20 protein-coding genes are annotated in these 20,551 nt (G+C 73.2%); 12 read left to right on the forward strand and 8 right to left on the reverse strand.

Going from position 1 to position 20,551, the window contains the following annotated elements; translation table 11 throughout:
* Nucleotides 1-3,228, reverse strand: a 3,228-nt coding sequence (gene scy, locus ACFYZY_RS03285) for a polarized growth protein Scy (protein WP_388689017.1), incomplete at its 3' end; no start/stop codon positions are given.
* 187 nt (nucleotides 3,229-3,415) lie between these two features.
* The gene (mce, locus tag ACFYZY_RS03290; protein WP_388689019.1) at nucleotides 3,416-3,868 is read right to left on the reverse strand and encodes a methylmalonyl-CoA epimerase; all 453 of its coding nucleotides are present in this window, start codon (nucleotides 3,866-3,868) and stop codon (nucleotides 3,416-3,418) included.
* A 171-nt stretch (nucleotides 3,869-4,039) separates the two neighbouring features.
* Between mce and ACFYZY_RS03295 the strand changes: the two genes are divergently transcribed.
* Both ACFYZY_RS03295 and meaB read left to right on the forward strand, forming a co-directional pair.
* Nucleotides 4,040-5,248: an acetyl-CoA C-acetyltransferase gene (locus ACFYZY_RS03295; protein WP_388689021.1), complete on the forward strand. Its 1,209-nt coding sequence runs from the start codon at nucleotides 4,040-4,042 to the stop codon at nucleotides 5,246-5,248.
* A gap of 24 nt (nucleotides 5,249-5,272) precedes the next feature.
* Nucleotides 5,273-6,229: a methylmalonyl Co-A mutase-associated GTPase MeaB gene (gene meaB, locus ACFYZY_RS03300; RefSeq protein ID WP_388689023.1), complete on the forward strand. Its 957-nt coding sequence runs from the start codon at nucleotides 5,273-5,275 to the stop codon at nucleotides 6,227-6,229.
* Nucleotides 6,230-6,296: 67 nt separating this feature from the next.
* On the opposite strand, the gene ACFYZY_RS03305 is transcribed toward meaB, so the two are convergent.
* From ACFYZY_RS03305 to ACFYZY_RS03320, 4 genes are all read right to left on the reverse strand, one after another.
* A complete protein-coding gene (locus ACFYZY_RS03305; RefSeq protein ID WP_388689024.1) occupies nucleotides 6,297-6,773 on the reverse strand; it encodes a MarR family winged helix-turn-helix transcriptional regulator in 477 nt (158 codons plus the stop codon).
* A gap of 134 nt (nucleotides 6,774-6,907) precedes the next feature.
* Complete coding sequence (locus ACFYZY_RS03310) at nucleotides 6,908-7,693, reverse strand: AIM24 family protein (RefSeq protein ID WP_388689026.1); 786 nt, start codon at nucleotides 7,691-7,693, stop codon at nucleotides 6,908-6,910.
* A complete protein-coding gene (locus ACFYZY_RS03315) occupies nucleotides 7,690-8,340 on the reverse strand; it encodes an AIM24 family protein (RefSeq protein ID WP_388689027.1) in 651 nt (216 codons plus the stop codon). The genes ACFYZY_RS03310 and ACFYZY_RS03315 overlap by 4 nt, the downstream gene beginning before the upstream one ends.
* On the reverse strand, nucleotides 8,340-8,978 hold the full coding sequence (locus tag ACFYZY_RS03320) for an AIM24 family protein (RefSeq protein WP_388689028.1): 639 nt from the start codon (nucleotides 8,976-8,978) through the stop codon (nucleotides 8,340-8,342). Before ACFYZY_RS03320 ends, ACFYZY_RS03315 begins: the two co-directional genes overlap by 1 nt.
* A 107-nt stretch (nucleotides 8,979-9,085) precedes the next feature.
* On the opposite strand from ACFYZY_RS03320, the gene ACFYZY_RS03325 reads away from it, so the two are divergent.
* Both ACFYZY_RS03325 and ACFYZY_RS03330 read left to right on the forward strand, forming a co-directional pair.
* Complete coding sequence (locus ACFYZY_RS03325) at nucleotides 9,086-9,430, forward strand: DUF3817 domain-containing protein (protein ID WP_388689029.1); 345 nt, start codon at nucleotides 9,086-9,088, stop codon at nucleotides 9,428-9,430.
* Nucleotides 9,427-9,720: an MTH1187 family thiamine-binding protein gene (locus ACFYZY_RS03330; RefSeq protein ID WP_388689031.1), complete on the forward strand. Its 294-nt coding sequence runs from the start codon at nucleotides 9,427-9,429 to the stop codon at nucleotides 9,718-9,720. Before ACFYZY_RS03325 ends, ACFYZY_RS03330 begins: the two co-directional genes overlap by 4 nt.
* 148 nt (nucleotides 9,721-9,868) lie before the next feature.
* Here the strand turns inward: ACFYZY_RS03330 and ACFYZY_RS03335 are convergent, their stop codons facing one another.
* On the reverse strand, nucleotides 9,869-10,891 hold the full coding sequence (locus tag ACFYZY_RS03335) for a DUF5937 family protein (RefSeq protein WP_388689032.1): 1,023 nt from the start codon (nucleotides 10,889-10,891) through the stop codon (nucleotides 9,869-9,871).
* 345 nt (nucleotides 10,892-11,236) lie between these two features.
* On the opposite strand from ACFYZY_RS03335, the gene ACFYZY_RS03340 reads away from it, so the two are divergent.
* The 4 genes from ACFYZY_RS03340 (at nucleotide 11,237) to ACFYZY_RS03355 (ending at nucleotide 15,233) form a co-directional block, all read left to right on the forward strand.
* Nucleotides 11,237-12,538, forward strand: coding sequence for an MFS transporter (locus ACFYZY_RS03340; RefSeq protein WP_388689034.1), 1,302 nt, complete (start codon nucleotides 11,237-11,239; stop codon nucleotides 12,536-12,538).
* A 9-nt stretch (nucleotides 12,539-12,547) separates the two neighbouring features.
* Nucleotides 12,548-13,057: a MarR family winged helix-turn-helix transcriptional regulator gene (locus ACFYZY_RS03345; RefSeq protein WP_388689036.1), complete on the forward strand. Its 510-nt coding sequence runs from the start codon at nucleotides 12,548-12,550 to the stop codon at nucleotides 13,055-13,057.
* 71 nt (nucleotides 13,058-13,128) lie between these two features.
* Nucleotides 13,129-13,461 carry a DUF3817 domain-containing protein gene (locus ACFYZY_RS03350; protein ID WP_388689038.1) on the forward strand — a complete coding sequence of 111 codons (333 nt, stop codon included), beginning with the start codon at nucleotides 13,129-13,131 and terminating at the stop codon, nucleotides 13,459-13,461.
* A gap of 71 nt (nucleotides 13,462-13,532) precedes the next feature.
* The gene (locus ACFYZY_RS03355; RefSeq protein ID WP_388689040.1) at nucleotides 13,533-15,233 is read left to right on the forward strand and encodes a methylmalonyl-CoA mutase; all 1,701 of its coding nucleotides are present in this window, start codon (nucleotides 13,533-13,535) and stop codon (nucleotides 15,231-15,233) included.
* Between the two features lie 82 nt (nucleotides 15,234-15,315).
* Here ACFYZY_RS03355 and ACFYZY_RS03360 read toward each other — a convergent pair whose 3' ends face one another.
* On the reverse strand, nucleotides 15,316-15,948 hold the full coding sequence (locus ACFYZY_RS03360) for a TetR/AcrR family transcriptional regulator (RefSeq protein ID WP_388689041.1): 633 nt from the start codon (nucleotides 15,946-15,948) through the stop codon (nucleotides 15,316-15,318).
* A gap of 331 nt (nucleotides 15,949-16,279) precedes the next feature.
* Between ACFYZY_RS03360 and ACFYZY_RS03365 the strand changes: the two genes are divergently transcribed.
* From ACFYZY_RS03365 to ACFYZY_RS03380, 4 genes are all read left to right on the forward strand, one after another.
* On the forward strand, nucleotides 16,280-17,248 hold the full coding sequence (locus ACFYZY_RS03365) for a tetratricopeptide repeat protein (RefSeq protein WP_388689043.1): 969 nt from the start codon (nucleotides 16,280-16,282) through the stop codon (nucleotides 17,246-17,248).
* A gap of 600 nt (nucleotides 17,249-17,848) precedes the next feature.
* Nucleotides 17,849-18,517 carry a DUF6230 family protein gene (locus tag ACFYZY_RS03370; RefSeq protein WP_388689045.1) on the forward strand — a complete coding sequence of 223 codons (669 nt, stop codon included), beginning with the start codon at nucleotides 17,849-17,851 and terminating at the stop codon, nucleotides 18,515-18,517.
* A gap of 115 nt (nucleotides 18,518-18,632) precedes the next feature.
* Nucleotides 18,633-19,196 carry a DUF6114 domain-containing protein gene (locus tag ACFYZY_RS03375; protein ID WP_388689047.1) on the forward strand — a complete coding sequence of 188 codons (564 nt, stop codon included), beginning with the start codon at nucleotides 18,633-18,635 and terminating at the stop codon, nucleotides 19,194-19,196.
* Nucleotides 19,186-20,529 (forward strand): hypothetical protein, encoded by a 1,344-nt coding sequence (locus ACFYZY_RS03380; protein ID WP_388689049.1) that lies wholly within the window; start codon nucleotides 19,186-19,188, stop codon nucleotides 20,527-20,529. The genes ACFYZY_RS03375 and ACFYZY_RS03380 overlap by 11 nt, the downstream gene beginning before the upstream one ends.
* Nucleotides 20,530-20,551 lie beyond the last annotated feature (22 nt).

The following is a 20,551-nucleotide window of genomic DNA, read 5'->3' on the forward strand; positions in this document are numbered from 1 at the left end:
GTCGGCCTGTTCGGCGGCGTCGCTCCGCCGCTTGTCGGCGGCCTTGCGGGCCTCGTCGAGGACCTGCTCGCCGTCCGCGAGCGCGGCCGCCCGCAGCGCCTGGGCGTGCGCCTCCCCGTCGACCCTGATCTGCTCGGCCTCGGCGCGCAGGCGCAGGGCGTCCCGCTCGGCGGTCTCCCTCAGCTCCTCCGCCTCGCGGGTGAGCCGTTCCGCCTCGTTCGTGGCTTCCGCGAGGAGGGCGTCGGCCTGTTCGGCGGCGTCGCTCCGCCGCTTGTCGGCGGCCTTGCGGGCCTCGTCGAGGACCTGCTCGCCGTCCGCGAGCGCGGCCGCCCGCAGGGTCTCCGCGTGTGCCTCGCCCTCGGCCCTGATCCGCTCGGCCTCGGCGCGCAGGCGCAGGGCGTCCCGCTCGGCGGTCTCCCTCAGCCCGGCCGCCTCGGCGGTGAGCCGGTCCGCCTCGGCCCGCGCCTCGCCGACCACCGTCTCGGCCCGCTCCGCGGCCTCCGAACGGATCCGGTTCGCGTCGTCCCGGGCGTCCGCCCGCGTACGGGCCGCGTCCTGCTCGGCCGCGGCGAGCGAGTCCGTCACCTCGGTCCGCACCCGCTGCGCGTACTCGGCGGTGTCCGCCCGCAGCTTCTCCGCCTCGGCGAGCGCGTCCGTGACCGTCCGCTCGGCCAGCGCCTTCGCGGCCTCCGTCTCCTCCTGGGCGAGCGTCCGGACGCGGGCCGCCTCCTCGGTCGCCCGCTCCCGCTCCTCGTACGCGCCGGCGCGGACCCGGTCCGCCTCCTCCTGCGCCTCGGTACGGGTCCGCTCGGCGGCGTGCTCGGCCGCCGACCGCAGCCCGGCGATCTCCTCCTCGGCCTGCTCGCGCAGACCGGCCACCGACTCCCGCACCTCCTGGGCGGTCTGCTCGGCCGCGGCGACCACCTCGGCCGCCCGCGCGTCCGCCTCCTCGGCCAGCCGCTGCGCCTCGGCCTGCGCCTCCTCGACCCGCTTGCGGGCGGCGGCGAGCAGTTCCTCGGACCGCACCCGGGCGTGTTCGCGCTCCCGGCCGGCCTCGGAACGGGCCGACTCCAGCGTCTCCTCGGCCTCCCGGCGGCGCCGTACGGCCTCCTCCTGCGCGGCGGCCAGCGCCTCGGCGGCCTCGGCGGCCACCCGCTCGGCGGCGGCCGCGGCCTCGGCCCGCATCCGGTCGGCGGTCTCCTGGGCCTCCGACCGCAGGCGCTCGGCCTCGCCGGACGCCTCCTCGCGGAGCCGTACCGCCGCGGTCTCGGCCTCGGTGCGCGCGGCGGTCGCGTCCGCCGCCGCCTCGGCCCGCAGCCGCTCGGCCTCCTGCTCCGCCTGCTCCCGGAGGGTGCGGATGCGCTCGGCGGCCTCGGTCCGCAGCCGCTCCGTCTCCTCGGCGGCCTCGCGCCGGATGCGCTCGCCCTCGGCCCGCGCGTCGGTCAGCTCCTCCCCGGCCGCCGCCACCTTCGCCCCGGCCTCGGCGTGCAGCCGGGTCAGCTCCTCGGCGGCCTCCGCGCGCCGGGCCTCGGCGGCCCGCTCGGCGTCCGCGCGCAGCCCCGCCGCGGCCTCCTCGGCCGCCGCCCGTACGGACTCGGCCTGCTCCTCGGCCTCGGCGCGCAGCCGCTCGGCCTCGGCGCGGGTGCGCTCCAGGGTCTCCTCGGCCTGGGTCCGGAGCGTCTGGGCGCGCTCCATCGCCTCGGACTTGACCTTCTCGCTCTCGGCGCCGGCCTTCGTCCGCAGCTCCTCGGCGTCCGTACGGGCCTTGGACAGCAGCTCCTCGGCGGTCTTCGCCGCCTCCTCGATCTGCTGCAGGGCCTCGCGGCGCGCCTCGCCCCGGATGCGCTCGCCCTCGTCGACGGCCTCGCCGCGCAGCTGCTCGGCCTCGCCGCGCAGCCGCCGCGCCTCCTCCTGGAGCTCGACGGTCTTGGCGCGGTACTCCTGGGTGTCGTCCTTCGCCGAACCGAGCAGCTCGTCCGCCTGCTCCTCGGCCTGGGTGCGCAGCCGGTCCGCCTCGGCCTCGGCCTCGCGGCGCACCCGCTCGGCCTCCTCGGCGGCCTTGCGGGTGGTCTCCCGGGCGTCCTCGGACGCCTTGGTGAGGATCTCCTCGGCGCTGCGGGCGGCCTTGGCGAGCGCGGCGGCGGAGTCCTCGGCGGCGGCCGTACGGGCCTTCTCGGTCGCCTCCGTGACCAGCTTCTCGGCCTGGGCGGTGGCCTCGCGCAGCTTCTCCTCGGCCTCGGCCCTGAGCGCCTCGGCGTCCTTGGTGGCCTCGCCGACGAGCCGGGCGATCTCCGCCTTCGCGGTACGGGTGCGCTGCTCGTTGACCGACTCCGCGGAGGCGAGCTGCCGGGCGGCGGCCTCCTTGGCCTCGGAGAGGGCCTTCTCCGCCTCGGCGCGGGCGAGCCGGAGCCGTTCCTCGGCCTCCTGCATGCGCTGTTCGGCGGCGCGGGACAGCTCGGTGGCCCGGCGACGGGCCTGGTCGGTCTCGGCGGTGGTGGACGAGCGCAGCTGCTCGGCGTGGCTGGTGGCCTCCTGCGCCTGGCCCGCGGCGTTGGCGAGGAGCCTTTCGGCGTCCTTGCGGGCGCGCAGCAGAATCGCCTCGGCCTCGGCGCGGGCGGACTCCGCCTCGGCGCCGGCGCGGCGGCTGGTCTCCTCCGCGAGCCGGGCGGCCTCGGCGCGGGCGGTGGCGAGCGCCTGCTCGGCCTCCGCGCGGGACTCCTCCATCAGCCTGCGGGCCTGCGCCTCCGTACGGGCGCGGAGCTGCTCGGCCCAGGCGACGTTCTCGTTGACGTGCGCCTCGACGGTCTGGCGGCGCTCGTTCAACTCCTGGTCGAGCTGCTGGCGGCGCTGGACGGCCTCGTTGTGCAACTCGGCCTGGAGCCGCGCCTGGTGCTCGGCGTGCTCCTGGAGGATGCGCTGGGTCTGCGCCCGCGCCTCGCGCAGCTCGCGCTCGGCGTCCTGGCGCAGCTGTTCGGCCTGCGCCTGCGCGTTCCGCAGCATCTGCTCGGCCTGGTAACCGATGTCGGCGCTGTCGTACGCGGGCCGGGACGCGATGGTGCGCCGTGCCTCGTGGAGCTTGGCACGCAAGACCTCGACCTGGTAACCGAGGTCCTCGGCGTGCTGGACGGCCTTCTCCCGCTCGGTCTTCAGCCGGTCCATCTCGGCTTCGAACCTGGCGAGATGGTCGTCTTCAGCCCGGTGGCTCTCCTGGCGTTCGTAGCCCCGCACTGCGCGGTCCCACCCGTCCCCTGGTCGCGACACTCCTGCTGAGCACCGTCCCCCCGGACGAGGACGGACCCCCGGGGAATCGTGGCAGATCGGACGACCCCGACATCCCGACTTCGGTGCCACGCGGGGCAGCCCCGACCGGCCCCGGCCCGGAGCCGCCCACTCTACCGGGCCGGGAATCCGGTGGTCAGTGCTCCGCCGGGGAGTGGCCGGCGGACGGTTCGGCCGAAGTGACCAGTTCGGTGAGGACGCCGTGGCAGTCCTTGGGGTGGAGGAAGGTGATCCGGGAGCCCATGGAACCGGTGCGGGGCTCGTCGTAGAGGACCCGTACGCCCTTCCCCCGGATGGCGTCGGCGTCGCCGTCCACGTCGGCGGTGCCGAAGGCGATGTGGTGCACGCCCTCACCGTTCTTGGCGAGCCACTTGCCCACCGCCGAGTCCTCCCGGGTCGGTTCCAGGAGCTGGAGGTAGGAGGCGCCGCCGTCCGAGGTGCCGTTGATCCTGAGCATGGCCTCGCGGACGCCCTGCTCCTCGTTGACCTCGGTGTGGAAGACCTCGAAACCGTAGGTCGCGCGGTAGAACTCGACGGTCGCGTCGAGGTTGGAACAGGCGATCCCGATGTGGTCGATTCGCGTCAGCATGGATCCAGTGCAACCCCGGAGGAGTGGTTACGCAACGTGCGCGCCGTCACACCGTCGGGCCGATGACCGGGCGCCGCGCCCCTCAGTACATTGGCGGTGCACCTCCGTTTTGGGGGGACACCCCCCCGGACCCCCCTCTCGTTCACCTCTCATCCCAAGGGGCCGTGCCTCATGTCTGGAACGACCGGTACCACCTCAGTGATCGTCGCGGGCGCCCGCACGCCCATGGGTCGCCTGCTCGGCTCGCTCAAGTCCTTCTCGGGCGCCGAACTCGGCGGCTTCGCCATCAAGGCCGCCCTCGACCGGGCCGGCATCGGCGGCGACCAGGTGCAGTACGTGATCATGGGTCAGGTGCTCCAGGCGGGCGCCGGCCAGATCCCCGCCCGCCAGGCCGCAGTCAAGGCCGGCATCCCCATGAACGTCCCGGCCCTCACCGTCAACAAGGTGTGCCTCTCCGGGCTCGACGCCATCGCCCTCGCGGACCAGCTGATCCGCGCCGGCGAGTTCGACGTGGTGGTCGCCGGCGGCCAGGAGTCGATGACCAACGCGCCGCACCTGCTCCCGAAGTCCCGCGAGGGCTTCAAGTACGGCGCGATCGAGATGCTCGACGCCATGGCGTACGACGGTCTCACCGACTCCTTCGAGGGCGTCGCCATGGGCGAGTCCACCGAGAAGCACAACACCCGCCTGGGCATCAAGCGCCCCGAGCAGGACGAGATCGCCGCCCTCTCGCACCAGCGCGCCGCCGCCGCCCAGAAGAACGGCGTCTTCGAGGCCGAGATCACCCCGGTCGAGATCCCGCAGCGCAAGGGCGACCCGGTGATCTTCGCCAAGGACGAGGGCATCCGCGCCGAGACCACCGTCGAGTCCCTCGGCAAGCTCCGCCCCGCCTTCGCCAAGGACGGCACCATCACGGCCGGCACCTCCTCGCAGATCTCCGACGGCGCCGCCGCCGTCGTCGTGATGAGCCGGGCCAAGGCCGAGGAGCTGGGTCTGGAGTGGATCGCGGAGATCGGCGCCCACGGCAACGTGGCCGGCCCGGACAACTCCCTCCAGTCGCAGCCGTCCAACGCCATCCTGCACGCGCTGAAGAAGGAGGGCCTCACCGTCGGCGACCTCGACCTGATCGAGATCAACGAGGCGTTCGCGGCGGTGGCCGTCCAGTCCATGAAGGACCTCGGCGTCACCTCCGACAAGGTGAACGTCAACGGCGGCGCCATCGCGCTCGGCCACCCGATCGGCATGTCCGGCGCCCGGGTCGTGCTCCACCTCGCCCTGGAGCTCAAGCGGCGCGGCGGCGGTGTCGGCGCGGCGGCCCTCTGCGGCGGCGGCGGCCAGGGCGACGCGCTGATCCTCCGCGTCCCCGGCAACGGCAAGTAGTCCCGCACCCAAGGAGCAACGCACATGGTGGACGTCCCCGCTCTGGTCGCCCAGGCACGGGAGGGCCGGCCGCGCGCCGTGGCCCGGCTGATCTCGCTCGTGGAGGGGGCGTCCCCGCAGCTGCGCGAGGTGATGGCGGCGCTCGCGCCGCTCACCGGCGGCGCGTACGTGGTGGGCCTGACGGGCTCGCCCGGCGTCGGCAAGTCCACCTCGACGTCCGCGCTCGTCTCCGCGTACCGCCGGGCGGGGAAGCGCGTCGGCGTCCTGGCCGTCGACCCGTCCTCCCCGTTCAGCGGCGGAGCGCTGCTCGGGGACCGGGTCCGGATGTCGGAGCACGCCTCCGACCCGGGCGTCTACATCCGCTCCATGGCCACCCGGGGCCACCTGGGCGGCCTCGCCTGGTCCGCCCCGCAGGCCGTCCGCGTCCTCGACGCGGCCGGCTGCGAGGTGGTCCTGGTGGAGACCGTCGGCGTCGGGCAGTCGGAGGTCGAGATCGCCTCCCAGGCCGACACCTCCGTCGTCCTGCTCGCGCCGGGCATGGGCGACGGCATCCAGGCCGCCAAGGCGGGCATCCTGGAGATCGGCGACGTGTACGTGGTGAACAAGGCCGACCGGGACGGCGCGGACGCCACCGCCCGGGAGCTGAACCACATGCTGGGCCTCGGCGAGGCACGGGCGGCGGGCGACTGGCGGCCCCCGATCGTCAAGACGGTCGCGGCCCGGGGCGAGGGCATCGACGAGGTCGTGGAGGCCCTGGAGAAGCACCGCGCCTGGATGGAGGAGCGGGGGGTCCTGGCGGAGCGCCGCCGCGCCCGCGCGGCCCGCGAGGTCGAGACCATCGCGGTCACGGCGCTGCGCGAGCGCATCGGGGACCTGCGGGGCGACCGGCGCCTGGACGCGCTCGCGGAGCGGATCACGGCGGGCGGCCTCGACCCGTACGCGGCCGCCGACGAGCTGGTCGCGGGCCTGACGGGCCGCTGAACGTCCCGCGCGTACGGGAGGGGCCTCCCCGGCCGGCCGGGGAGGCCCCTCCCGTACGCGCGACCGGTTACGGCTTGCCGCGCCGTCCGCGCAGCTGCTCCGCGATCGGCTTCAGGGACTCGTGGAGGTCGCCGAGCGCCTCCGGGGAGAGCTGGTCGATGAAGTGCCGGCGCACGGACTCGACGTGGTGCGGGGCGACCTTCCGCATGGTCTCCATGCCCTGGTCGGTGAGGACGGCGTAGAGGCCGCGCCGGTCGGACTCGCAGTTCTCGCGCCGGACGAGCCCGGCGCTCTCCATCCGGGTGATCTGGTGGGAGAGCCGGCTCTTCGACTGGAGGGTGGCCGAGGCGAGGTCGCTCATGCGCAGCCGGCGCTCGGCCGACTCCGAGAGGTTCACCAGGATCTCGTAGTCGTTCATCGTCAGGCCGAAGGGCTGGAGGTCCTTCTCCAACTGGTACGTCAGCATCCTCTGGACGTCCAGGAAGGTGCGCCAGGCACACTGCTCGCCGTCGGTGAGCCACGGGGTGGCCGTCTCGGTCTCCATGTATGGATTCTACCTAAGAAGTTGAATTCTTGACGAAGTCTGGGAGCGTGACGCCGGGCACCCGGTGCCCCGCCCCGATCCGGCTCCGCCACCGGCGCGGACGCCCGGGGGCGTCACACTCCGCAGACTACCGCTCACAGCCCGAAACGACGCTGGAGGTCCCCCAGCTGGCCGGGAAGGCGCGGTGCCGAGCCCTGCTGACCCTGGCCCGATCCGTACCCTCCGTGACCGCCCGGCACCCCCGGCTCGGCCGGCGGCTGCCCGGCGGCCCGCTCCGTCATCAGCAGCTCCGTCGACTGGAGCAGGACCGTCCCCGCCCCCACGAACTCGAACTGGTGCTCCTCGCCCGACGTGCCGCCGAGCCCCGTCAGGGACCGCAGGCCGCCCATCACGCCCGTCAGGTAGCCGTGGTCGTAGTGGTGGCAGGGCGAGGGGCAGTCCGCCCAGCCCACCAGGGCCTGCGGGTCCACCCGCAGCGGCGGCTCCATGAAGACCACCGGCCCGTTCGACGCGGCCACGAACGTGCCCGTCCCGATCAGCGTCACGAAGCCCGGCACGATCGACTGCTTCAGCGCCAGGGTCGGCTGGTAGGCCAGCAGGTTCCCGGACCGGATCGTCAGGTTGCCCTCGTCCAGGTCGTACGAGTTCACGTCGAACGACCGGTCCGCGAGCAGCATCTTCCCGCTGCCCTCGGCCACCACCCAGTCGCTCGCGTGCAGCGGCGAGTGGAAGGACGTCCGCACCAGCCGGTCGAGCCGCCCGTGCCCGACGCCGTTGAACTCGATCCGCCCGTAATAGGCGATCATCTTGCCCTTCTGGAGGAACCACGGGGATCCCTTCAGCTCGACGCAGAACGTGTACGGGTTGACGTTGTCGTCCGACGGCAGGGTCTGCGGGTCGTGGATGACGGGGGTGCTCACAGCTTCTCCTCCGATGCCTGCACGTACACCGTGCCGCTGCCGCTCAGCTCCAGCTGGAACGCCTCGCCCGAACCGCGCCCCACCATGTCCCGCCAGCCGAGCGCGGTGGAGAGCTTGTTCCGCACGTCCCCGTGGTGGGCCACGTACGCCTGCGGGTCCACGTGGACCGGGCGGCCCGGGACGACGGGCAGTTCGAACACGCCGCCGTGCGCCATGACGGCCACCGAGCCGTGACCCTTCAGGGTGGTCGTGAAGAGGCCCTGGCCGGTCACCTGGCCCCGGACCATGCCCATGACCCCGCCCTGCGAGCCCATGAACATCGTGCCCTGCTCCAGCGACCCGTCGAAGGCGAGCAGCCGGTCGGCCTCGACGTACAGGGTGTCGCCGGTCAGCGCGATCACCTGGATGTGGTGGCCGCCGTGCCCGAACATCACCGTGCCGCTGCCCTCGACCGTCATCAGCGGGGTCGCCTCGCCCGCCACCCGGCGGCCGATCATCGACATCAGGCCACCCTGGCCCCCCACCGTGTTCGGCGTGAAAGTGACGTCGCCCCGGTACGCCAGCATCGCGCCGCGCTGGCTGAACATCCGCTGCCCCGGGACGACGGTCGCCTCGACCATCTTCGAATTGATCTCGCGGAACGGCATCAGACGTCACCCCCGATCGTGTTCCGTTCGCTGGGCTGGACGTACACCAGGCCGTCCCCCTCGAAGCGGATCTGGAACGCCTCGCCGCCGCCCTCGCCCACGAAGGTGCGGAAGGTCACCCCCGACTGGAAGTGCTGCTGGAGGTTGCCCTGGTGGGCGATGTACGCGCCGGGATCGACATGGAGCGGGTACTGCGGGGTCACCCGCAGCACCACCGCCGGACCGTCCGACATGATCGCGGCCTGGCCCGTCCCCTCCACGGTCGTGGTGAAGAGGCCGTTGCCGGTGGCCCCGCCGCGCAGACCCGTGAAGGTCGTGCCGGTGCGCAGCCCCCCGTCGGCGCACAGCAGATTGCTCGCCTCCACCCACAGCTTGTCGCCGTGCAGCGAGACGAGGTTGATCTCCGAGGCCCGGTCGGCGAACCAGCAGGTCCCCTGGCCCCGCACCTCCATCACCTCCATCTGCTCACCCGTGAGCCGGCGGGTCACCATGCCGCGCAGGCCCTCGCCACCCCCACTCATCTTCTTGAACGCCATCTGGCCGTCGTAGGCGACCATCGAGCCGTTCTTCGCCTTGACGGCGTCGCCGGCCATGGAGACGGCGAGCACCTTGCTGCCCTGGAGTCGGAACGTTGCCACGGGCCGAAGGTACTGGGGACCCGCTTAAAGGGACAGCAAAGTCGGCGTGCACAATGGACGCGCCCTTGTGCATCCGTTCACAAGATCGAACGAAGGTGACCCCCTCCGTGGACATCAAGACCGCATCCTCCCTCCACCGGCTCCGGCTCGTCTCCGCGCCCGAGGCCGTCTCTTTCCTGATCCTGCTGGTCTGCGCGGTGCTCAAGCGGACGACGGAGTTCAACGCGGTGCCCGTCATGGGCTCGGTCCACGGCCTCCTTTTCGTCCTGTACGTCCTCTTCTGGCTGGACGCCTGGAACCGGACCAGGTGGAGCTTCGGCACCGCCGCCCTGTACTTCGTCCTCTCGGTGCTGCCCCTGGGCGGCTTCTACGCCGAGCGGCGGCTGAAGCGCGAGGCCGAGGACGCGGTCATCGCGTCCCGCGCCCGCCGCGAGGGCACGGTGAACGCGTGATCGTCGCCTTCTCGGTGACCCCGCTGGGCGTGGGGGAGGAGGTCGGCGCGTACGTCGCCGACGCCGTCCGGGTCGTCCGGGAGTCCGGCCTGCCGAACCGCACCGACGCCATGTTCACCTCGATCGAGGGCGAGTGGGACGAGGTGATGGACGTCGTCAAGCGGGCCGTCGCCGCCGTCGAGGCCCGCGCGCCCCGCGTCTCCGTCGTCCTCAAGGCCGACATCCGCCCCGGCGTGACGGACGGCCTGCACGCCAAGGTCGCCACCGTCGAACGGCACCTGGAGGGCTGAGCGCCCTTCGCGGGAGGAGCCCCGGGGGTCCGCCGTCCCGGGGCCTCCTCCTGCCCGCACGGGGGAACCCGCCGGTCCGGCCGGTCGCTCACGACCGGCCGTCCCCGCCCCTCGTGCGCGTCCTCGCCGGAAGCCCGCCCGCCGGGGTTCACCGGCCCGGCCGCGCCGGCCCGCGCCGGACACCCGGTTCCGGGTGCGACAGCGCCAGGCCCAGCGGGGTCCGCTCGTACAGCACCTGGTGGCCGTACCGCCGGGAGGTCAGCAGCCCCGCGTCCCGCAGCACCGACAGGTGGGCGGAGACGGACGAGGGCGCCCGGCCGAGCAGGTGGGCGAGCGCCGTCGTCCCCATCGGCTCCGTCAGGGCGCACAGCACGTCCGCCCGCACCGGACCGAGGAGCCGCCCCAGCGCCTCCGGGGCGCGGTCCCGGACGTCCGTCCACAGCCCGCCGATCCCGCGCGCCGGGTACACCACCGCCGGCTGCCACGGCGGGTCGAAGCCGCTCACCACGTCGGGCCAGGTGAACACGGACGGCATCAGGACGAGCCCCTGTCCGTCCAGCGGGCGCACGTGTTCGCCGTGGTAGTCCACCCGGAGCGTGGCCGTCTCCGCCGTCCACTCGAAGGACGGGTGCAGCTCGCCCAGGAGCCGCTCGAGCCCGCCCTCCGCGAGCCGCCGCGAGTGGTACGCCACGTCCGCCTCCAGAAGCGCCCGCAGCCGGGGCCAGTCGGGCGCGATCAGCGCCTCCCACGCGGCCCGCAGCAGATCGGCCAGGCGTTCCACCGCCCCGGCCGGGTCCGCGAGCATCCGCCGTCCCTCGTCGGTGTCCGCCGCCCCGGGAACCGGGGCGAACGTCCGCTCGAAGTCGGCCAGGGCGAGCGCCGGATCGGTCCTCCGCACCGCCTCGATCTCCTCCTCGAAGGAGGCGGCGGGGCCCAGCGGCGGCGGATACAGGAAGTCCGGGCTGTGCCCGCGCGGCGGCATCAGCAGGTGCAGCGGCCCCAGGTCGAGCCCCCGCGCGGTGTCCGCGACCCGTCGCAGCCAGGGCAGGTGGTACCCCTGCCGCCGGGGCCGCGCGAGGACCCGTACGGCGGCGTGCGTCTCCCAGAGCGGCGAGACCGCGAACCTGATCCGCAGGGGGTCGGCCCCTCCGAAACGCAGGTGGTACGGCACGGCCCCGCTCCCTCGCCTCGCGACATTCGTCCGGAGCCGAAAGTCTAGGGCGGCCCCCGTCCCGGGCGGCACGCTGCGGCCATGCCGACACCCGACACCCCCGACACGCTCCCGCCCGCCGGGGGCACGCCCCCGCCCCCGGGAGCGGCCCCGCGCGCCGGGAGCCCGGCCGTGCCCGCGCCCGGCTCCGCATCCGTACTCGTGCCCGGCTCCACGCCTGTGCCCGGCTCCGCATCCGCGCCCGCGCCCGGCTCCACGCCTGTGCCCGGCTCCGCATCCGCGCCCGCGCCCGGCCCCACGCCCGTACTCACGTCCGCGCCCGGCCCCACGCCCGCGCCCAGCCCCATGCCGGCACCCGCGCCCGCGTTCGCCGGAACCCCCGCCGCGTCCACCGTTCCTCCCGCCCCGCCGGAGGCCCCCGCGGCCCCCGGCTACCGGGCCGTCTTCCGGGTCCGGGAGTTCCGGTTCGTCTTCGTGGCGCACCTGTTCTCCCTGCTCGGCGTCGTCGTCAGCGAACTCGCGCTCACCGTGCTCGTCTACGACCTCACCCGCTCCCCGCTCCTCTCCTCCCTCACCTTCGCCCTCGGCTTCCTCCCCCACCTCCTCGGCGGCACCCTCCTCGCCGGACTCGCCGACCGCTTCCCGCCCCGCCGCGTCCTCGTCGTCTGCGACCTCGTCTGCGCCGCCTGCGTCGTCCTGATGACCGTCCCCGCCACCCCCGTCGCCGTCCTGCTCGCGCTGCGCTGCGCCGTCGCCTTCGTCTCGCCCGTCTTCCACGGGACCCGCGCGGCGACCCTCGCCGACGTGCTCGGCGAGGGCGACCTCTTCGTCCTCGGCCGCTCCCTCCTGCGGATCGTCTCCCAGGGCGCCCTCCTCGCCGGCTTCGCCGCCGGCGGCGTCCTCCTCACCGCCGTCCCGCCGCGCGGCGCCCTCGTCGTCACCGCCGTCACCTTCCTCGCCTCCGCGCTCCTCCTCCGGCTGGGCACCGCCCGCCGCCCCGCCCGGTCCGCCGGAGGGGCCCCGGAGGGCGGGCTCGCCGGCACCCGGGCGATCCTGCGCGACCGGCGCGTCCGCGCCCTGATGGTGATGTTCTGGGTGCCGCCGCTCTTCGCCGTCGTCCCGGAAGCGCTCGCCGCCCCCTACGCCGACGAGACCGGCGTCTCCACCGCCGCCCTCGGCCTGCTCATGTGCGCCCTGCCCGTCGGCACCGTCACGGGCGAACTCCTCGCCGGCTCCCTCCTCTCCGCCGCCGCCCGCTCCCGGATCGTGCTGCCGCTCGCCGTCACCGGCGTCCTGCCCTACCTCCTGTACGCCGTCGAGCCGGGCGCCGTCCTCGCCGCCACCGCCCTCTTCCTGGCCGGGGCCACCGGCGCGCACACCCTCGGCCTCGACGCCCTGTTCGTCGCCGCCGTCCCCGAGGAGCGGCGGGGGAGGGCCATGACCCTGATGACGGCGGGCATGATGACCGTCCAGGGGATCGGCATGGCCGGGGCCGGACTCGCGGCCGAGTTCCTGCCCGTGCACACGGTCGTGGCGGGCACCGGCGTCCTCGGCACGCTCTGCCTCCTCGCCGCCGCCGCCGAACTGAGGGCGGCCGGTGCGACCGAAGGACGAGACGGGACCGTCCGCCATGTTCCCCATGGGTAAGGTCGTCGCGTGCCGAAGCCGCTCAGTCTCCCCTTCGACCCCATCGCCCGCGCCGACGAACTCTGGCAGAAGCGCTGGGGCCCGGTCCCCCCGATGGCCGCGATCACCTCGATCATGCGTGCCCACCAGATCCTCCTCGCGGAGGTCGACGCCGTCGTCAAGCCGTACGGCCTGACCTTCGCGCGGTACGAGGCCCTGGTCCTGCTCACCTTCTCCAAGGCGGGCGAGCTGCCGATGTCCAAGATCGGCGAGCGGCTGATGGTCCACCCCACCTCGGTGACGAACACGGTGGACCGGCTCGTGAGGTCCGGCCTCGTCGCCAAGCGCCCCAACCCCAACGACGGCCGCGGCACCCTCGCCTCCATCACCGACAAGGGGCGCGAGGTGGTCGAGGCCGCCACCCGCGACCTGATGGGGATGGACTTCGGACTCGGCGCGTACGACGCCGAGGAGTGCGCCGAGATCTTCGCGATGCTCCGCCCGCTCCGGGTCGCGGCACACGACTTCGACGAGGCGTGACCCGCGCGAGGACCGCGACGCGGCCCGACCCGCGCGAAGATCGCCCGGAACGTACGTTTACGCTCGTAGCCATGAAATCCAGCGTGCTGACCCGCTACCGCGTCATGGCGTACGTGACCGCGGTCATGCTCCTCATCCTCTGCGCGTGCATGGTGGCCAAGTACGGCTTCCACACGGGCGAGGACCTGACCTTCGCGGTCTCCCAGCTCCACGGCGTCCTCTACATCGTCTACCTGGTCTTCGCCTTCGACCTGGGCTCCAAGGCCAAGTGGCCGTTCGGCAAGCTCCTCTGGGTGCTGCTCTCCGGGACGATTCCCTTCGCCGCCTTCTTCGTCGAGCGCAAGATCGTCCGCGAGACGCTTCCGCTGGTCAGCGGCGCGCGGCCGGTTCCCGCCAAGGCGTAACCCCGCCCCGCGCCACACCGGCGCGGGGTCTCCCGTCGACATTTACTAGGACGTCCTAGTAAATTCGGAGCATGGACGCTGACGCCATCGAGGAGGGCCGCCGTCGCTGGCAGGCCCGTTACGACAAGGCCCGCAAGCGGGACGCCGACTTCACCACGCTCTCCGGCGACGCCGTCGAGCCCGTCTACGGGCCCCGGCCCGGCGACACCTACGAGGGCTTCGAGCGCATCGGCTGGCCGGGCGAGTACCCCTTCACCCGGGGACTCCACCCGACCGGCTACCGGGGCCGGACCTGGACCATCCGCCAGTTCGCCGGCTTCGGCAACGCCGAGCAGACCAACGAGCGGTACAAGATGATCCTGGCCGCCGGCGGCGGCGGCCTCTCCGTCGCCTTCGACATGCCCACCCTCATGGGCCGCGACTCCGACGACCCGCGCTCGCTCGGCGAGGTCGGCCACTGCGGCGTCGCCATCGACTCCGCCGCCGACATGGAGGTCCTCTTCAAGGACATCCCGCTCGGCGACGTCACCACCTCGATGACGATCTCCGGCCCCGCCGTGCCGGTCTTCTGCATGTACCTGGTCGCCGCCGAGCGCCAGGGCGTCGACCCGGGCGTGCTCAACGGCACGCTCCAGACCGACATCTTCAAGGAGTACATCGCGCAGAAGGAGTGGCTCTTCGAGCCCGAGCCCCACCTGCGCCTCATCGGGGACCTCATGGAGCACTGCGCGGCGGAGATCCCCGCGTACAAGCCCCTCTCCGTCTCCGGCTACCACATCCGCGAGGCCGGGGCGACGGCCGCGCAGGAGCTGGCGTACACCCTCGCGGACGGCTTCGGCTACGTGGAGCTGGGCCTCTCCCGGGGCCTGGACGTCGACGTCTTCGCCCCCGGCCTCTCCTTCTTCTTCGACGCCCACCTCGACTTCTTCGAGGAGATCGCCAAGTTCCGCGCCGCCCGCCGGATCTGGGCCCGCTGGATGAAGGAGGTGTACGGCGCGAAGACCGACAAGGCCCAGTGGCTCCGCTTCCACACCCAGACGGCCGGCGTCTCCCTCACCGCCCAGCAGCCCTACAACAACGTCGTGCGGACCGCCGTCGAAGCCCTCTCGGCCGTCCTCGGCGGCACCAACTCCCTCCACACCAACGCCCTCGACGAGACCCTCGCGCTCCCCAGCGAGCAGGCCGCCGAGATCGCGCTCCGCACCCAGCAGGTCCTCATGGAGGAGACCGGCGTCGCCAACGTCGCGGACCCCCTCGGCGGTTCCTGGTACGTCGAGCAGCTCACCGACCGCATCGAGGCCGACGCCGAGAAGATCTTCGACCGGATCAAGGAGCGCGGCCGTCTCGTCCACCCGGACGGGCGGCACCCGATCGGCCCGATGACCTCCGGCATCCTGCGCGGCATCGAGGACGGCTGGTTCACCGGCGAGATCGCCGAGTCCGCCTTCCAGTACCAGCGCTCCCTGGAGAAGGGCGACAAGCGGGTCGTCGGCGTCAACGTCCACCACGGCTCCGTCACCGGGGACCTGGAGATCCTGCGGGTCAGCCACGAGGTCGAGCGGGACCAGGTCCGCGTCCTCGGCGAGCGCAGGGCGCGCCGGGACGACGCCAAGGTCCGCGCCTCGCTCGACGCGATGCTGGCCGCGGCCCGCGACGGCTCGAACATGATCGCCCCCATGCTGGAGGCCGTCCGCGCCGAGGCCACCCTCGGGGAGATCTGCGACGCCCTGCGCGACGAGTGGGGCGTCTACACGGAGCCCCCGGGCTTCTGAGACGGCTCGGCACGGGGCGGGGGCGGTGCGGATCTCCCCGTACCGCCCCCGCCCGCGTCGTGCGCCCCGGCGGCCGCGTGCCTCAGCCGCCGGACGCCACCGCGCCCAGGCCGCCCACCAGGAGGGCCGAGAGGCGGGCCACCCAGGGCGCGTCCACCGGCTCGGCGCTCACCAGGGCGCGGTGCACGACCGCGCCCGCGATCACGTCGAAGATCAGGTCGTCCGTGGTGCCCATGGCCCGCAACTCGCGGTCCGGCGGGAGTTCACCGCGCCGCTGCGCCCGCATCCGGCCCTCCTGGACCAGCCGCTTCTGGCGGTCCACGATGGAGGCGCGGATGCGTTCGCGCAGCGGCTCGTCCCGGGTCGACTCGGCCACCACCGCCATCAGGGCCGTCTTGGTCTCGGGGCGTTCGAGGAGCGCCGCGAACTGGAGCACCACGTGCTCGATGTCGGCCCGCAGGGAGCCCAGGTCGGGGAGTTCGAGCTCGTCGAAGAGGACGGCGACCGCGTCCACCACGAGTTCGCTCTTGCTCGTCCAGCGGCGGTAGAGGGTCGTCTTCGCGACCCCGGCGCGGCCCGCGACGTCCCCCATCGTGAGCTTGGACCAGCCCAGTTCGACCAGTGCCGCGCGGGTCGCCTCCAGGATGGCCGCGTCGGCCTCGGTGGAGCGGGGGCGCCCGGTACGGCCGGTGCGGGGGTCGGTGCGGCTGCGCATGAACGCCGACCATACCCGCCAGTAGCTAACGCGCCAGGGCTCGGCGGTGTGAGGCAGTTCACCGTACGGATCGTTCCCCCGCCCTCCCGCCGCCTCCGCCCCGGCAGTTACGCTACGACGCGTAGCGAAAGGCTCTGAGCGGCCCGAGCGACGACCACGGTGCCGGGTGGGGACCCGGCACGAACCGAGCAGTACGAAGAAGCACGAAGAAATACGAAGAGGGCGGACGGACCGTGCCGCAGGGCGTCCCGCACACCGGCGGGGGGCGCGCGGACGGCGCTGTTCGGCCACCGCTTACCGCTTACGCGCGCGGAGGGGGGAGGATGGTGCCATGCAGCCCCGAAACATGTCCATGAGCGGCGTCGTCGACCTCGCCGCGGTGAAGGCGGCCGGAGAGGCCAAGGCGAAGGCGGAGCAGGCGCGCGCCGAAGCCGCCCGGCAGGGCGGTTCCGCCGCCGTGCCCCCGTCCGCCCTGGTGATCGACGTCGACGAGGCGGGCTTCGAGCGCGATGTGCTCCAGCGTTCCGCCGAGGTCCCGGTCGTCCTCGACTTCTGGGCCGAGTGGTGCGAGCCCTGCAAGCAGCTCGGCCCCCTCCTGGAGCGGCTCGCCGTCGAGTACCGCGGCCGCTTCCTGCTCGCGAAGATCGACGTCGACGCCAACCAGATGCTGATGCAGCAGTTCGGCATCCAGGGAATTCCGGCCGTTTTCGCGGTGGTCGCCGGCCAGGCGCTGCCGCTCTTCCAGGGCGCGGTGCCCGAGGCCCAGATCCGCGAGACCCTCGACCAGCTGATCGCGGTCGGCGAGGAGCGCTTCGGCCTCACCGGCATCGCCGTGGACGCCGACGCGGACGCCGGCTCCGCGGCCCCCGCCCGGCCGGCCGGCCCGTACGACTCCCTCCTCGAAGCGGCCATGGCCGCGCTCGACGCGGGCGACCTGGCGGGCGCCGTCCAGGCGTACAAGAACGTGCTCGCCGACGCCCCGGCCCACCCGGAGGCCAAGCTCGGCCTCGCGCAGGCCGAACTCCTCACCCGCGTACAGGATCTGGACCCGGCCGCCGTCCGCAGGAACGCCGCCGAGAACCCGGCCGACGTCGCCGCGCAGTGCGCCGCCGCCGACCTGGACCTGGCGGGCGGTCACGTCCAGGACGCCTTCGGTCGGCTCGTGGAGACCGTGCGCCGCACGTCGGGCGAGGACAGGGACGCGGCGCGGGTGCGGCTCCTCGACCTGTTCGAGGTCATCGGCGCCGAGGACCCCCGTGTGACGGCGGCCCGGCAGGCCCTCGCCCGCGTGCTCTTCTGAGGACTCTCCGGGGTCTGCCCGGAGCGCCGGATCGCCCGGCGGTTTGGCAGCGAAGTGACAAAAGGCGGCCGCGCTTTACCAAAACTTGGTAATCGCGGCCGCTGTTACTTGCAGTAAATCAAGTCGGACGTTCTGTCCGCATTCCTGCGGCGATCCGCCGATATCCTCCGCCGTTCGAACGTACCGAGCGTGCCCGTTCGATCCCGTCCCGCCACGGGGCGGTCACTCCCGCGTTACCAGCCAGTAATGACCCCCCTTGTGCGGGCGCCCGGAATGGACAACGATCGGCCACGCTCGGTCCGAACCGCACCGCCCGGCAACCAACCGGGGCGCGGCGAAGGTCCCCACCGGGCGGACCGGTGCTCCGGCGCCGGTCGTGGACAGGGGGGTTCCCGCTCACACCGAACGGGGCCTGTCCAAGTCGGGCCACGCGCACCGCGCGGCCCGTGGTTGTCGCTCGGGGGTGATCGCCGGTGATCGGGACGCGCTTCGCGCCGCCCGCCGTCCCGGCGCTCTCCTTCCCGAGGACGTAGCTCTTCTCCCATCGCAGATCGGGCCCACGCCCCTTCTGGAGATGTACGTCCGAGAAGGAGGATTCTCATGCAGTCCCAGGTTCGTGGTGGCACCAGATGGAAGCGGTTCGCCGTCGTCATGGTCCCGAGCGTGATGGCTACGGCCGCGATCGGTGTCGGCCTCGCGCAGGGCGCGCTGGCGGCGTCGTTCGCGATCTCCGGCCAGGAGTTCAAGGTGAAGGCGAAGCAGCTCGAGGGCTGGGACTTCGTCCAGTACGGCAGTTACGTCAACGGCAAGAACCTCAAGGGCGAGGACATCTCCGCGCCGGTCGCCGTTTCGGGCTTCTCCAAGGCGTACATCACCGAAATGTGCCAGTCCGTCGTGACGCCCGAGGTTCCGTTCGTCGGCCCGGTCTCCCTGCAGCTCAAGGCCGGCACCGAGGGGGCGAAGGACCCGGACAGGCGCGTCTACGCCGAAGGCATCTACCTGGATGTCTCGGACCTGAAGGCGGATGCCGAGTTCAAGCAGATCGACATCGGTGTCGCCGCCGCCGCGCTCTCGAAGGGGGACGGCAAGCCGGGTATCCAGCCGGGGACCGAGAAGAAGGTGTACCCGACCGGATTCGGTCAGCGCGCTGACCACGCGGTGCTGTCGAACGTGGAGCAGAAGGCGTGGGCGACCACCGCCGCCACCTTCAAGCTTCCCGACCTGAAGCTGTCGCTGCACCGCGGCGTCAAGGAGTGCTTCGCCGGCTAGCACCGGCCTGGAGGGCGGGGGCGGTCCCGTACGTCCCCGCCCGCACGGCCGTGTACCCGCGGCTCCATCTCTCAGTAATTCTTCTCAGCAAGACCGCTTCCAGGGAGCTGTTTCCATGAGCGCCGAGTCCACTGCTTCCCGCGGAGTCACGATCCGACGGCGTTTCCGCGCCTGGCGGGGCAACCGCCCCTTCTGGGCCGGTCTGCTCACCATGCTGGGCGGCGTACCGATCGCCTATCTCCCGTACGGTGACCTGCGGCTCGGGAACATGACCCTCGCCATGGCCACGACCGCCGGGGCGGGCGCGTTGATCATCGGCGTCCTGCTCATCACGCTCGGACTGACGATGTGGTTCCAGCCCGTTGTCCGGGTGTTCGCGGGCGTCGCGGCGATCGTTCTGGCGCTCGTCTCTCTCCCGGTCTCGAACTTCGGTGGTCTCGGCGTCGGCTTCCTGCTCTCCATGATCGGGGGAGCCATGTCCACCGCCTGGGCGCCCGCGCCCCCGGTCGACAAGGACACGGGAGTCGAGGCGGACGACCCGTCCGGGATTCCGGACGAGACCGATGCCGAGACCCGGACCGTGCCGGTCACGGCCGGCGTCCCGGAACAGCGCGAGGCGGAGCACCACGCGACCGACACGACGATCGACGCCAAGGGCGGGAGGAACAGTGCGGGGTGACGAGTCCCAGCCGGCGCTCGTGAAGGGGGGCCCGCGACACGCGGCCCCGCGCAAGACGCTGCTGAACCGCATACAGGGTCCCGCGGGCAAGGCGATGGCGCTGGCCGCCATGCCGACCGCGGTGTTCGTGGGGATGAGCCTCACGCCCAAGCTCGCCCTCGCCGACGACGAGGCCCCCTTCGCGTCCGCCCCGTGCGTGTCGCGCTCGGACGAGCCCACGCCGGAGGCGACGGAGACGCCGAAGCCCACGAAGAGCGCCCAGCCGACGGCCACTCCCTCGGCGAGCGCGACCGCGAGCGCTACCACCGCTCCCACCGGCGCCCCGTCCGCCCCCGCGACGCCGGCGCCGACCGCGACGGACGCCACGGCGAAGGCCGGAGGGACGACCGCGCGGCGGACGCGGGAGGAGGCGAAGACCACCGCGCCCGCCGCGACGCCGACGCCCACGGCGACCCCCTCCCCGGCCAGGACCAGGAACCCGCTGGACCCGCTGGGCGTGGGCGACGCCCTGAAGGACCTCTTCGGCGGGCTGGACCCGTCGAAGCCGAAGGCCACGCCCACCACGGCGGCGCCCACGACGACGGCACCGGCCACCCGGGTCCCGGCCGGGCCGGCCACGGCCGACGAGAAGCCGGCCGCGTCCGCCGCACCGGAGGCGACCACCGCGCCGAAGACCACCGCGGATCCGAAGCCGGCCGCCGACCCGGCCGCGGAGAGGACGAAGGCCGCGATCCGCGAGGCCGCCGAGAAGGCGGGCGTCGGGGTCGCGGAGCTGCCGGAGGACGTCAAGGGCCTCGACGCCAAGAAGGACGAGGACATACCCGAGGGCGCCAAGCCCCGCTACCCGTGCCCGGAGCACGACGAGAAGGCGCTCGCGGACGCCGACCTGGAGCCCGGCATCCCGCTGCTCCCGGACGATCCGTGGCGCCTGGAGAGTTCGCTGCTCACGCTCTCGGGCCTGAAGTACCACGGCATCGTCGAGGTGAGGACCTACGGCGGCAGGACCAAGAAGGTCCTGAAGTTCACCGCCACCAAGGTGCAGATCAAGGACCTGCACCAGCTGACGGTCCACTCCGAGGGCCGTACGGGCCACGTCCGTTCCAGGAAGGGCGAGGAGTCGACCATCACCGACGGCACGGTGACGATGTACACGGAGGAGCTGAAGGGCAAGATCTTCGGCATCCCCTTCCTCCCGATCACCTTCAGCCCGGAGACCCCGCCCCCGCTGGACGTCTCGTACGTCTGGTTCACCGACGTCAAGCTCAAGCAGGCCGGCCAGTTCGGCGGCACCCTCAGGGTCCCGGGCCTCCGCAACACGATCGAGCCGAACTGACCCCCGTACCGCTCCGGGAGCC

The organism is Streptomyces sp. NPDC001744 (assembly GCF_042892575.1).
Lineage (GTDB): Bacteria > Actinomycetota > Actinomycetes > Streptomycetales > Streptomycetaceae > Streptomyces.